The organism is Roseibium album (genome assembly GCF_001404515.1).
Lineage (GTDB): Bacteria > Pseudomonadota > Alphaproteobacteria > Rhizobiales > Stappiaceae > Roseibium > Roseibium album.
This window is the reverse complement of the sequence record NZ_CXWE01000003.1, coordinates 427,407-440,962: the sequence shown is the minus strand read 5'-3', so window position 1 is coordinate 440,962 and position 13,556 is coordinate 427,407. Positions and strand designations below refer to the sequence as shown.

General features: G+C 52.5%; 8 protein-coding genes and 1 pseudogene. 6 read left to right on the top strand and 3 right to left on the bottom strand.

Going from position 1 to position 13,556, the window contains the following annotated elements; translation table 11 throughout:
- Positions 1 to 12: 12 nt before the first annotated feature.
- The 3 genes from LA5095_RS11470 to LA5095_RS11460 all read left to right on the top strand — a co-directional run bounded on the left by LA5095_RS11470 (position 13) and on the right by LA5095_RS11460 (position 9,222).
- Entirely contained in the window at positions 13 to 1,254 is a 1,242-nt protein-coding gene (locus LA5095_RS11470) for a Zn-dependent hydrolase (protein WP_055115006.1), read from the top strand.
- 370 nt (positions 1,255 to 1,624) lie between these two features.
- Positions 1,625 to 2,845, top strand: a complete 1,221-nt coding sequence (locus LA5095_RS11465) for a tyrosine-type recombinase/integrase (RefSeq protein ID WP_055115004.1) — start codon at positions 1,625 to 1,627, stop codon at positions 2,843 to 2,845.
- A gap of 299 nt (positions 2,846 to 3,144) precedes the next feature.
- Positions 3,145 to 9,222, top strand: a complete 6,078-nt coding sequence (locus LA5095_RS11460; RefSeq protein WP_055115003.1) for a tetratricopeptide repeat protein — start codon at positions 3,145 to 3,147, stop codon at positions 9,220 to 9,222.
- 104 nt (positions 9,223 to 9,326) lie between these two features.
- Here LA5095_RS11460 and LA5095_RS32690 read toward each other — a convergent pair whose 3' ends face one another.
- From LA5095_RS32690 to LA5095_RS11450, 3 genes and pseudogenes are all read right to left on the bottom strand, one after another.
- Positions 9,327 to 9,470, bottom strand: a complete 144-nt coding sequence (locus LA5095_RS32690; protein ID WP_158510368.1) for a hypothetical protein — start codon at positions 9,468 to 9,470, stop codon at positions 9,327 to 9,329.
- A gap of 149 nt (positions 9,471 to 9,619) precedes the next feature.
- Positions 9,620 to 9,835: pseudogene (locus LA5095_RS11455) on the bottom strand (ATP-dependent Clp protease proteolytic subunit); the annotation flags it as partial.
- Between the two features lie 686 nt (positions 9,836 to 10,521).
- Positions 10,522 to 10,743 carry a helix-turn-helix domain-containing protein gene (locus LA5095_RS11450; RefSeq protein WP_055115000.1) on the bottom strand — a complete coding sequence of 74 codons (222 nt, stop codon included), beginning with the start codon at positions 10,741 to 10,743 and terminating at the stop codon, positions 10,522 to 10,524.
- 154 nt (positions 10,744 to 10,897) lie between these two features.
- On the opposite strand from LA5095_RS11450, the gene LA5095_RS11445 reads away from it, so the two are divergent.
- The 3 genes from LA5095_RS11445 (at position 10,898) to LA5095_RS11435 (ending at position 13,512) form a co-directional block, all read left to right on the top strand.
- Positions 10,898 to 11,143 (top strand): hypothetical protein, encoded by a 246-nt coding sequence (locus LA5095_RS11445; protein ID WP_055115624.1) that lies wholly within the window; start codon positions 10,898 to 10,900, stop codon positions 11,141 to 11,143.
- A gap of 268 nt (positions 11,144 to 11,411) precedes the next feature.
- Positions 11,412 to 12,317 (top strand): tyrosine-type recombinase/integrase, encoded by a 906-nt coding sequence (locus LA5095_RS11440; RefSeq protein ID WP_055114998.1) that lies wholly within the window; start codon positions 11,412 to 11,414, stop codon positions 12,315 to 12,317.
- A 4-nt stretch (positions 12,318 to 12,321) separates the two neighbouring features.
- On the top strand, positions 12,322 to 13,512 hold the full coding sequence (locus LA5095_RS11435) for an IS91 family transposase (protein WP_055114996.1): 1,191 nt from the start codon (positions 12,322 to 12,324) through the stop codon (positions 13,510 to 13,512).
- Positions 13,513 to 13,556: the final 44 nt, after the last annotated feature.

Here is a 13,556-nt window from a genome sequence, read left to right as displayed (position 1 = left end):
GGAGAAATCCGAATGCCGCACCAAGGGCCCAGCATTCGTCCGGACCGCCTCAAGACCCTGCTCGATGGTGTGAACCGGTTCGGGTTCGATGTTGAAACCGGCGGATTCAACCGCCCGGGTTTTTCAGACGAGGACCTGGCCTGCCGGGCATGGTTCGGAGATGAAATGCGGAAAGACGGCCTGAGGGTCTGGTCCGACGGTGCGGGCAATCTCTTCGGTCGTTACGGCCCCGACGACGGGCCTTGCATCCTGGCAGGGTCGCATCTGGACACTGTGCCGAACGGTGGTGCATTTGACGGATCGCTCGGTGTCTGCGTTGCCCTGGAATGTGTCCGGACACTGAAGGACGCCGGTTTCGAACCGGCCACTGCAATCGAAGTTTTGGCGACCTCGGAGGAAGAAGGGCGGTTTGGCGGCATGTTGGGATCACAGGCGATCGCGGGCCTGGCCACTGCTGACTGGATCGCCCGGGCCAGGGATGCAGACGGCGTCCGACTGGTAGATGCGATGACGTTGCAGGGCCTTGATCCTCGCGCCATCTTATCCGCGGCAAGACCGGCTGGGACGATCAGGGCGTTTCTTGAACTCCACATCGAACAGGGCCCTGTCCTTGAGCAGGACCAGGTATCGGTTGGAATTTCAGACCAGGTATCCGGCGTCTGTTACCTTGAATACACGTTCAACGGCATTGCCAATCATTCGGGAACAACACCGATGTCGATGCGTTCCGATGCCTTTGCAGGCCTTGCGGAACTGGCGCACCAGATCCCGCAGATCATCAAGCAGGCCGGAACCGACCAGACCCGCATCACAATCGGGCACGTTGTCCTGGAACCAAATCAGCCGCATACAATTCCTGGCAAGGCCCACTTTTCCGTCATCCTTCGTGACACATCTGAAAGCGTCATGGGGATGTTACGTGACATGGTTCACGACCGAGCCCTCGATGTGGCCCGCAAGTCGGGGCTGAGCCTGAAGTCTGCCGAGCGAAGCTGGCTGCCGCCGGTACAACTTGATGCAGACCTTGCGAACCGGCTGGAAACCCTGGCGGGAAACATGGGACTTGCGACCAAGCGGATGCCTTCAGGTGCCGGTCACGATGCGCAAACCATGCAGAGCATCTGTCCTTCCGGGTTGATTTTCGTGCCAAGCCGCAATGGAATCAGCCATTCTCCGGGTGAGCACAGCGACTGGGTCGACATCGAAAGGGGTGCAAACCTGTTTCTGCAGGCGCTGATCGAGCTTGGCAAATAGACCGCCAAGCAGCTCCCTCAAGACTTGAAATCCGGGTTGTCAACCAATCGTGACACAGGACAAGTTCGCGGTCCGGTGTCCGACACTGCACATGATGCAGCGCAGGAGCGATTTTCAAGTATCTGCAAATATTATGAAACTGGTGACCCCGACAGGATTCGAACCTGTGACCCTCAGATTAGGAAATGGATTTATAGCGTTTTCTCAAATTTCTTGAAACCGGATTATGTTTCGTATCTAATTGTATTTGTTGATCTTTTTCCCTGACTGTTTTGGACGACACTTCCACCAATTTGCTTGCACTTGGACGCCATATGGACGCCACTTGGAGGCCAGACAGAGCGCAGAGACCATTTTGAGGCGGCCCTAATTGAAGATTTCAAAACGCAGTGTTGATGCCCTGGCACCCAAAGACGAGCGTTACTTCGTCTGGGACGACGCGATCAGCGGGTTCGGTATCAGGGTCGGCGCCAGCGGTCGCAAGACATTCGTATGTCGGTACCGAAATGGTAACATCCGACGGCAGGTGAAGCTAGGCAATGTTGGAACATTGACAGCCGAGGAAGCCCGTAGCGCTGCCAAGAAGGTGCTGGCTAATGTGACCCTCGGAGAAGACCCTGCGGAGGAACGGGACGCCAAGCGCAAGGCCGTGACGCTTTCGAAACTGGTGGAGCTTTTTGTTGAGGGACACGGTCCAAAACTGAAGGCAGCAAGCCTGACGAACTACAAGTCAGCTCTGAACAAACACGTGCTGCCGGTACTTGGAAAGCGTCCAGCCGAGGCTATCACCACAAAGGACTTAAACAAGATCCACATCAGTCTCGTGGAGCAACCGTTTAACGCCAACAGGGTCATTGCCTATCTTGGCAGTGTGTTCAGTTGGGGGGCTGACAATGGCTGCGTCCCGGAGGCCTTCAATCCAACCCGGGCCGTCAAGCGATTTAAGGAGCAAGGGCGCCAACGCTACCTCAGCGACGAAGAGCTGGCGAGGTTAGGCAGCACCCTTGTCCTAGCAGAGACCAAAGGGTTGCCCTGGACCATCAAAGTCACTGGCTACAGGCGCAAACACGTTGCGAAAGGCAACCAATCGATCATCTATCCCTTGCACGTCACCAATGCCATTCGCCTGTTGCTGATGACTGGGTGCCGACTTCGGGAAATCCTTCATCTGCAATGGAAGAAAGTGGATATCGGGCGCGGGCTATTGTTTCTTCCCGATTCCAAGACCGGCCGGAAAACAGTGATCTTGAACCGGTCCGCGATCGCCATCCTTGAATCCATGGAGCGCACTGATCGATATGTCATCTCTGGCGACATTCCCGATCAACCGAGGCATGATCTTAAACGACCCTGGACCCACATTCGCACGAGCGCCGAACTCGAAGATGTCAGATTGCATGATCTCCGGCACACCCAAGCCAGTGTCGGGGCGATGGCCGGATTTGGCCTGCCAATTGTTGGCAAGCTGCTTGGGCATGCTTCATCGATGACGACGCAACGTTACGCGCATATAGCTGACGACCCGGCGAGACGTGCGTCAGATGCGATCGGTTTGTCGTTGGAGAAGATGATGGGTGCGGAGACAGAATGACTAACCGGTGAAAATCGTACTTAGCAATCACAAATTTGGTTCGCGCCTACACAAAGGTCCGCTTACCCGCAACCAGTTCCGGCAGGTCTTCATCGCGGCAGCAGTGCTGCCGGTAAGATAAGTTGAAAAGATGCGATTGATTTCTGATGAATTCGGCCAACAAAACGACTTAACAAGTTTGAGTTGGGCCTAGTTTGTTAGGCCTGCGAGTGGTTTCGATGTGGATTTCTTGGAGTATTTGAACGAAACGGGAACAAGTTGCTTGTCTACTGTGTCTAGACTGGTTCATATTGGGTGTGATGGCGAGAAAAGTACGACCCAAAAAGCAGTCTGCGCTGCCGGCAAAGTTTAAGAATGAAACACTGCCGTTCTATGAGCTAACTGAAACTCCTTTTGAAGAATGTTGTCGTTGGTTATGCAGGGTAAGATACTCTCAATACGATCGCTATGAGCTAAAGCGAAAAAGGGGGCTGGGACAATTTGGCATTGATGTAGAGTGCTTCACTACTGCGGGATACCCTGAGACTGTTCTATCCGCGAAATGCTATCACGACACGTCGGTTACGGGAGCTTCAATTGCCGACTGGGTTGAAGATTTTACTAAACATCTTGATGGTCACTGGAAAGGGAAAAAGGTAAAGCGGTTCATTCTCGCAATAACGAAGGATGGCAACAGCGATAGTATAAATGACGCAATTCGCGAACAGCATAAGCTTCTAAAGTCATTGGGAATTGAGTTTGTTCCGTGGCTGAATAAAGACCTCCACGAAATCGCAAAAAAAGATCCAGAGCTGGTACAAGAATTTTTTGAACTAGCATGGTCTGCCCGTATCTATCCAGATAGGTTTGTCCAATACCTTGAGGTTGGTTCTGGCAGCTCTCAGATTGGTTTGTCTGGAAATAATCTCACAGATGAGCAGATTGAGGGCCTCAAGAAACAAGCTTCCAAGAGTGTTGCCGACCTTTTGGAGATTCACATCCAGGCCCGCCGATACGGCGATAGCGAGCCTCTTCAAAATTACTTAGATACTATCGATGATCAATCGACTGACTGGAAGGACATTCCGGCGGCTATCAAAGCGCGAATATGGCGTTTAAGGGCTTCCTTGGTACTAGACGATCGAGATCACGATAAGGCGCAGGCTTTTTTAAATAAATCAATATCCTACGAGCAGCCTCCGAATAATGTGCTTCCAGCACTCATTTCATACCATCGTGATGGGGTAGATAATGCGCTGCAAATTTTGAATGAGAGCAGCGAACCTGAGGAACTCCATATCAAGGCAGCACTGCTGATTGAGATTGGCGACTTGGATAGTGCCGAGGATGTTATTCAATCTGCGCCGGAAAGTTCTGAAACACTCAGACTGCTTTCACTTGTTGCTTCTCGACGCAACGATTCTGAAACAGCTCTTGTTTGCGCGCAAGAGGCTTTGAGTCTTTCTCCGAAGAGCTATAGCGCAGCGCTAGCCTACATGCACGCATGCTTGAGAAGTGCCATGGTAGCTTCTTTTGATGCTACCGTCGGCCAGGTTCCAAGTCCCTTCAATCCGGCGCTGATTATTCAAACTCACGAAGCTCAGGAACATCTCCGTAGTGCAATTGATGTAGCGGAGCGTTTGATCCATCGATGTTCTGGCGGCCAAAAACAAGACAGTGAGACTTGGAAGCTCGCATTAATGGTTGGAGTTCGCGGTGAACGGAATCATGCCATAAAGTTTACCGAAGAACTTGTTCAGCGTTCTAAGCCAGACCCGCTACATATTGCTTGGGCTGATGCGATTTATGTCGATCTTCCAATTGGACGACTCCGTAAGTACCTCGAGGATGAAGTTAGGCTCGGGCGAGGGACATCGGCACACCTTGTTGTTCGTGCAATTCTCAATGAGGATGATCAAAAGGGCAGGGCTAATAGCGCCCATATAATTGAGAAGCACATAGGCAAATTTCCAGAAGAACAAGAATTTCTAACCCAATGGCTAGAGATTTTTAACAGTCGCGGAAATGATTTAAGAGCCCAAATTTCAAATGGTGACATAGACGCCGCAAAAACCTATGCAGCGGAATTTCGGCCAAAGGGAGATAACGCTGAGGCATGGTTGATTTATGCCGAAGTTTTAGCGTCCGGTAATGCCTGGGTATTCTTAAATGAAGCTCAGGAGCAACTCCTCAAGTTTCAAATTCCGAGGCTTCACCATTTAGCGGCTTTAGCAGCGCTCGAGTGTAATGATCCAGATCGATGCATTGAGATCATTGATGCTTCAATTCCTATTCAATATGACCGTGAGCTCCCGCCAAATATGGAGTATTTAAAGGCACGGGCTCTTGATCAAAGCGGTCAGGGTGGCCGGTCTTTAAGCCAGCTGGTTGATCTAAATCGGCGGGCACCGAACGCTGAAATTCAGCGCAACATAATTCACAGACTCGTTGCGCTGGGACAAACTCAAGAGGCTTTGCCTTTCGTTCGGCAGTTGGTGGATGCTGACGACGCAGAGCCGCGCGATTATCTCATCGCTGCACAGATTAGTTCCGACAAAGATCCAGAGTTCTCACGTATAGCGGCTGAACGGTATTTGTCACAGGATGAAGTCGACCTGTTAGCGGTGCCCCATTTGATGGAACTTGAGCGAAAGGTTGGTTCTTTCCGGGTCGATTTATCGCATAAGTATCGCGCGTTAGCTCAAGAATTTTTCTCTTCGGATCATGTCACACAGTTTGACTCAGCCGAAGAAGTGATTGCGCAGCTGCAGCGCATTCTAGACCATGCAAAACAATCTCATGAAAAATGGTTGTCCGGTGGTTTGATTGCCCACCAAGCATTTGAAAACGACTATGGTCTGTTCGCGGAGGTCATGTTTTCTGGGCCTCATTGGGCAGAATCGGATACCGGTACCCTCCTTCCGCCACTCCATAAGACAGCGGGACTTCCTGCCAGAAAAATTCAGCTGAGTGAGAGTGGAAAGAATCCGCTGGTGCTTGATGTTTCAGCGTTGCTTTTTGCAATGAGATTTGGACTTCTCCCCGAGCTTGAAAAAGCATTCCAGATAATACTGCCGAGAAGTGTGCCCGGCTTCCTAAATGAAATCCAGAATAAATATTCACCTGTATTGGATTCAGATGATTGCCGTAGGTTTTGGGAATTTGAACGCAATTTTCTTTCAAAAATCCCGCTTCTACCGGGAAATACGACTCTCGTGCCAAAACCCCACTCAAACGAAAGCCGGTCAGTAGATTTGGACCGCATGTTGGCGCAACTTATTTCTGAAGGTTTACTTTCCGAAGCACAGCAAGAAGCTCTTTTTCAGGATCTTCATGCGGAGCGGCTTCCCGGCGAGATCCAAGGGCCGACTAAAGAATACTTTTGCGCTTCAGGGCCACTGCTTTGGTCGCTAATGCGCTGTGACGTTCTGGAAGAAGTACAGCAGGTATGCGAATTGACAACCACTTCTGCTCAAGTGGCCGAACTTCGAAATGTTGTCAGTCAATCAGAGCGCAGATCCCAACTTCTTAGTGAATTGGAGAATTTGCACACCTTTGTGGCAAAGCGGTTGAGAGTAGACCAATGGAAATCTATTCCATGGCCGCCAGAACCAGATCGCAGCAAGTGCGATATTCAGAGTTATCCGGAGCAAAATGCACTACTCGGTTCTCTGTGGGAATGCCTACATTACGCGGGCAGTAAGGAACAACCGCTGGTTTGGATCGAAGACAGGTTTTTAAGCCGCTACAACTCATCAAACATCGTGACGCATCACGAGACACTTTGCGGCCTTGAGACCTCAGGTTTAGTGAAATCTGAGAGAGTTGCGGACGTTCGTCGGAAAATTCTTGTCGCAGGAGTAGGTTTTTCTAAAATAGAAGTTGAGCGCTGTGTAGATGCTTTGATCAATGCGAGGTTGGCGGATGGAGTTGTAAAAGAAACCAAGACGTTGAAGGAATTACGTCTTGCTTTCGGTCGCCAATTGAGGTTGCTGCAGTTTATTGATTGGGCGGAAAATCGTGTTGATGAGGATGGGATTCCAGTTGGAGAACCCAGATTAGCAAAGAGCAATATTCTTTTTGTTCCTCGGATGCTTAATGCAATTTGGTCTCAGAAAGAGAGATCGGAAGATCATCGCGTTGCAGCGAGTAATTGGGTGTGGGAAAACCTGCGCTTGGAAATAGCCCGACTAGATTCAGACCTGCCAGCTGAACATTACTATTCGGTTGCCAGCGTTGTTATTATGGAATGCTTTGCTCAGCCGCTGTTAGACACCTTCTTGAATAAAGAGAAGAGCATTGACCAGTTTTCTGGGTTTTTCAATTGGCTATTCAAACGCCATTTAACTGCTCGTTTTTTGTGTGACCCTCTTCTCAGAGAGCGTGTAGCAAAACTATTTGTAGAAATACTGTCGCCACGCTTGGTGGTCGAAGAGGATGATGAGTCCGCTGCGATCGTAACAAGATTGTTCGTACAAGAAGTCAACAAATTGATCGATTTGCTGCCTGAATCTCTTCAGGACGAGATATATTCGATTAAAGGGTTTTCAGAAAAGCTACTTGTTCGCCGCGAATTCTTAATAAAAACGCCACTTGGTGACTTCACCTGCTCGGAAGTCGGAGCAGGAATTGAAAGGGCTATTCGCGCCGAAACCGGTGAAACTGTGATCACGTGCCTTGAGGGCGAGGCCAAAGTAACCTTATCGGTGAAGCGGCAGGACGACGTTGTTGAAAAAGTTGTCATTTCCGATGGAAAAGTTACAGGTGATTTAGCGCTGGAAACAGCCATGCTTTCGGCACCTGATGCTCGCGGTAGGCTCAGCCTCTTTGACAGTGTTTCCTATGCGGGCGGCGCTGATCCAGAGTTTACAAAACGGGCTAAGGATATCCTGAAAAAGGATATTACAGTCAACGCCCGCATCAAGGACTGGCGTTCTTTGATCGAGAGCAACTTTGCCGAAACACTGGCCAGCATATCTGAGAACCTGCAAAACGGAGGGAAACTTGACATCCGGCTCTTGGATTTGCCGTCAAAAAACACATTGACCAACTATTCGCGGCTTGATGGAGCCGCAGAAACGCCCCTCGATGCAATAGCCAAGGCCTATGAGGCACTTGAAAGCGTTTTCGGGAAGCAGGAGGCACTTGGCAGAACAAGTGTTCTCCAGGCCTTTTTGATGGATGTAGATCTTGAAAAACTCGCGGATTGGGAGCCTCAGTACCCAAACTTTTTATTTGAGAGTTGTCTCGTTTATCTCAAGAAAAACGGGCGTGAGAAAGCTGAGTTTCCTTGGCTGGATGATAGTGAGCCTACTTTTGATCAACAGATAGATTTTTTTGTTTTTTTAGTCCGGAAAGGGATACGGGAAGCCCGTGTTCGAATTGATTATTCGGGAGTTCCCGACTGGCAGCTGGTGGCGCTTGTTTGGGTATGGTCAGCTCAGGTTACTAAGGTGTTTAGTACCAATAGTGTAGACTTGGCCGCGGCACGGAAAATAATTGAGAGATCTCGTAGAACCAGTCTGGATCAGGTGCTGGAGGGCGATGCAGCTTCGCCCACTTTGAGATATGGTGGCATAGATTTATCTGCTGACTGGTGTCGGCAAAGAATTTTCGACCGGTTGACAGCGAAAATTGAAAGAACACTGAGCATCAAGGCGGATGCGGATTTGCTAGGCGTCATTGGCATTGTTCGAGATGATAGTTGGTGTCCAAGCGGGAACATGCTGTTTCAACAAGTGGATTCCCCAGACGGCCTTTTTAGTAACAACACTTCTTACCAAGACTGGATCGAACGCGGCCTTATTTCCCAGAATAGTGATTTCGAATCTGCAGGGCGTGCGGACTTTCCAGAGAAGCTTCTAACCGATTTCCGAGAGTCAAAAAATCCAGAGTTTCTTGCAATGTTCTTGCTATCGAGACCTGGAGAGTTACCTGAAGCGATTTTGGGCGAATTGACCACTGAAATTGAGAGTGTTCTGAGCGGTGCAAGGGGATTGCCATTATCTGACAATGAGAAAGTCCTGCTTCGATTGTACGGAAGGGTTACCGGAGAGTTAGATTCACAAGAGCGCTTCTGCTCAATGATTGCTGATTTGATATCGCTCCGGTTTGGTTATTCTGGGCCACCTGAGCTGCCTGACGACTGGGCGAAACTGGAAACGGAGAATTTGTTTGCTCAGCTGCTCGATGCAGTTTGTGCACATGCGCAGAGCGTTTCTTCAACTGCGCAGGATAAAATTACTAGGCTATGCGACCTGCTTCGCCATGTTCATGATCAGTGGCCAACGGGACACCGTTTGTTACATCAGCTAGCAATGAAATTGGTCGACCAAACTTTAGTAGATCAGGCCCAGCCTTTGTGGTGCCTTATTAGAGATTTAAGGGTCGAAACATAGTTCAAGAACCTGTGTGGCTCAGAGAACATTGTCCCTGTAGAAGGGGTGACGGAAAACCGCCCTGGCGGGTTGCAGGCGGGGGAAGGCCTTCCCCTCCTAAACAACTACCATTTCATCATGTAGTAGCGTTCCCAGGCATTGGCGATGTTTTCGAAGGTCCATTCCTGGAGGCGGCCATGGGTGGGGCAGGGCCGGGAAGCGCAGTCGGCGAGACCGGATTCCTGCTTGAAGCGATGGAGCCAGGTCATCGATTTTGGTTTACCGTTGGGCCAAGTTCAATCCGTCGGATGTGGTGGCTGTTGTGCGCTGCGGCGAAAAAGTTTTTTGTAGCCGATCCACATTGCATAAAGTTCATTCTGGTTTGAACCGATGAAAGCTAGACATGCTTTTGCTAGCATCATTCCATGTCGTCACGTTCGACCAAGATGCGATCGATTAGTCCCCAGTCTAGAGCTTCTTTCGGTGTCATAAACCGGTCCCGGTCCATTGCAGCTTCGAACTCCTCATATGTCCGATTGCAATGTTCGGCGTAGAGACGCGTCATGTGCTGCTTCGTTCTCAGGATTTCCTCGGCATGGATCGCCATGTCAGATGCCTGCCCTTGGAACCTACCTATGGTCGTGTCCATTCGGACCGAAGGCCGACACCGCGACTTACTGTGACTTTCCGGCTCACCTTCGAAGGTGGGGTACCCTGCACCCCTGCCAAGTGGCGAGCGTGGGGGTAGCAAGTGCAAGGGTGTGGTGCGGGCGCAGCCGCAGGCGAGCCACGGCTCCCTTGCGGGCGCGAGGGGTGAAACCCCTTAGTAGGCCATTTTCAATGGAAACCGCGCCTGTGCTTTGCTTGCACCGGCTTTTTGCCATTAATTTCATACGCTTAAATTCATTTACCTGCACTTGAAGCTTGCCGCCTGGTGCAGGTGAAACCCGATGTGCAGACTGATGTTTAGGCGGGTCTTGCACCTGTTCCTTTTATCTTGCCCTCTTAAATACATCGCTATTCCGTTGATTTTTCATGGATTTTCTTTCCTCTTCCTGGAAGGCTTCTTGGACTCTTTTCCCGCCCGGGAACGCTAGATTTCGTCAGTTTTGTTGGATTGGCTAGGTGATCAGGCGGTTAAATCTAACTGACCGGACACGCTATTTGTGAATGCATAAATGAAAGCGTCACGACAGCAACGTCGATTGTGTTGATCGGTAGTGTGAGAACCTCCCGTTTGGGTGAGAGGTTCTCGCACTACCTTTTCCGCAACCAAAAATCGAATGGATCGGGTCGGATTCGCTCCAGGAACTCCGAGTTCTACGTTTTCGGTTTCGGCTGTTTAATCAATTCACACGGATCAACACTCAGAGCATTTGCAAGCCTGCCCAGTACAGTGACACTAGCCGAAACACGAGCGCGCTCAATCGAACCCAGATACCGCATGCTGACGTCAGCTCGAGCCGCGAGTTCCTCTTGCGTCAAGTTTTGATCATGGCGCAATCGACGCATGTTGATCGCCATAACCTCATTGAGGTCCATGACGACATCAGGATCAAAGCTGGAACTATCGTTCTAGGAACGATAGTTCCTATTCGTTATAATGTGCGCAATTGAATGCGGGAAGCAGCTTGGGCACGATCCGGCTGCCTTCAGCAAAGTCTTTATTACGCTTGGTTTGAAGGCCGCCACGAACATGAAAATTCAGGAAACAGTTCCTTGGTCAGATCGCGTCACTGGTTATGACAAAGAACACTTTACGCTCTATATGAAGTTGCTTGTCGCTTCATCGGACGGAGCTAACGAATTGGAAATGGCTCGGGCAATCTTAGGGGTTGATCCTGCGGCGTCACCAGAGTTTGCGAAAAAAATCGTAGGAAGTCACTTGGCTCGCGCCAACTGGTTGTTGGTTGAAGGTTACAAGGAACTCTTTGCTGCCTAGTTGTATTGAAACGTTGAGCGGCTCTGATACCCCTATCTGGAATTCATTGGCGGCTCGTCAGTCAAGTTTAAGCCGAAAACCGAGATTGGTAAGTAGCTCCAGTCATTTGTTCCAACCGCGTCTCACGAACGGCCGCTTTGCGCCCACTTGCACGAACCCGCTGCGCGGGAAGGTACGCTTGGCGAGGCTTAGAAGAATCGTCTGAAGCTCTGGGCAGGTAGAGGCTGAGGTCCGAGCATGGAGTTCCTTTCAACAGGAGGAACTCGCCATGACCACCTTTCAGACCGATACCCCGATCACACCGCTGCGTCAGCGCATTCAGCAAGACATGGTGATGCGGGGCCTGGGCTCCCATACACAGAATGATTACGTTCGCCACGTCAGGAACTTCGCCGCGTTTCTCGGGCGCCCTCCCGACACAGCGACCGCCGAGGACATCCTGCAATACCAGTTGCACCAGCACGAGACCGGCGTAGGCCCGGCGACGATCAACAGCACGGTTTCGGCGCTGCGCTTTCTGTTTACGGTAACGCTGAACCGGCGGGATTTGTCGCGAACTCTGGTGATCACCCGCAACCCGCGCAAGCTGCCCGAGGTGTTGAGCGTGGAGGAAGCCGCACGTTTGCTCGAGGCGGCGCCTGGCATCAAATACAAGGCGGCACTCGGTGTCGCCTATGGCGCGGGCCTGCGTGTCTCCGAGGTCGCGCATCTGAAGGTCGACGATATCGACTCGACCCGCATGCTGATCCGCGTCGAACAGGGCAAGGGACGCAAGGACCGCAACGCCATGCTCTCACCGCAACTTCTGGAGCTCTTGCGTGTGTGGTGGCGCGAAGGCAGGCGGCGCGGCGTGATGCTGCCCTATGGCTGGCTGTTTCCGGGGCGCAGCTGCACCGATCCGATCTCGTCGCGGCAATTGCATCGTGCCGTTCAGGAAGCGGCCGAGGTCGCCGGTCTTCGCAAGCGTGTCAGCCCGCATACATTACGGCACAGCTTCGCAACCCACCTCCTGGAGGACGGTACCGATATCAGGGTCATCCAGGTTCTGCTCGGACACAGCAAGCTGGAGACGACGGCGCTCTACGCCAAGGTCTCGACCCGGACGATCCACGCGGTCGCAGGACCTCTCGACCGGCTGATGGCGCTGATGGAAGGCAAGACGCCGCCCGAGTGAACAAGTGCGCGCCTCGCTTGAGGTCGCCGATATTTTCCGCGCTGCCGGGCCAGCCTACCGGGCAACCCATGAGGGACACCTGAGCCTCGCCCAGCTCAAGGTGAAGTCGGCGGTCGAACAGTGCCGCGCCGCTGCATTGGTTGGACACGTCGAGGCCTGCGAGGACTGCGGGCACTGGCGCATCGCCTATAACAGCTGCCGCAACCGGCACTGCCCCAAGTGCCAGGGCGCCGCCGCGCGCACGTGGCTGGCCGAGCGGGAGGCCGACCTCCTGCCCGTCGGCTACTTCCATGTCGTCTTCACGCTGCCCGCCGAGGTCGCCGCCATTGCCTTCCAGAACAAGGCAGTGGTCTACGACCGGTTGTTCCGGGCGGCGTCTGAGACGATGCTGACGATCGCCGCCGACCCGAAGCATCTCGGAGCCCGCATCGGCATCACCGCGGTGCTGCATACCTGGGGGTCGGCGATAGTGCATCATCCACATGTGAACATGATCGTGCCGGGCGGCGGCATCTCGCTCGACGGAACGCGCTGGATATCGTCACACCCCGCATTCCTCCTGCCAGTGCGGGTGCTGGGCAAGCTGTTCCGTCGCCTGTTCCTGACCCGGCTGATAACACTCCACGATGCAGGACGGCTCGCCTTCTTCGGATCAATGAGCCAACTGGCGAATCGCAGGGCCTTTCTGCGTCATCTGAAGCCTGTCCGCAGCAAACGCTGGGTTGTCTACGCCAAGCCGCCCTTTGCCGGACCGCAAGCGGTGCTCGCCTATCTGGCCCGCTACACTCACAAGGTCGCCATCTCGAACCGCCGTCTCATCCGCTTCGACGAGAACGGGGTCTCCTTCCGCTACAAGGATTACCGCCGTGACAGCACCGACCGGCAGCAGGTCATGACGCTCACCGCGGACGAGTTCATCCGAAGCTTCCTGCTCCATGTCCTGCCGCGCGGCTTCCATCGCATTCGCCACTACGGACTTCTTGCCGGCACCTCTCGCAAGGCCAGTCTCGATCACGCTCGCGAGTTGCTGAGCGTCGCCTCGGAGCTCGAAAAGGATGCGCCAGAGCCTGCCGAGACGCGCCCGCCATGCCCTTGCTGCGGTGGCCACATGGTCATCATCGAGACCTTCGCCCGCTGGCAACAGCCCCGTGCACCGCCGCACTGCGCCGCGTCATACCGGGAGACTGCACCATGACCCGGCATGGACTATTCGATCATATGGTCGCCCTGCAACGGTGC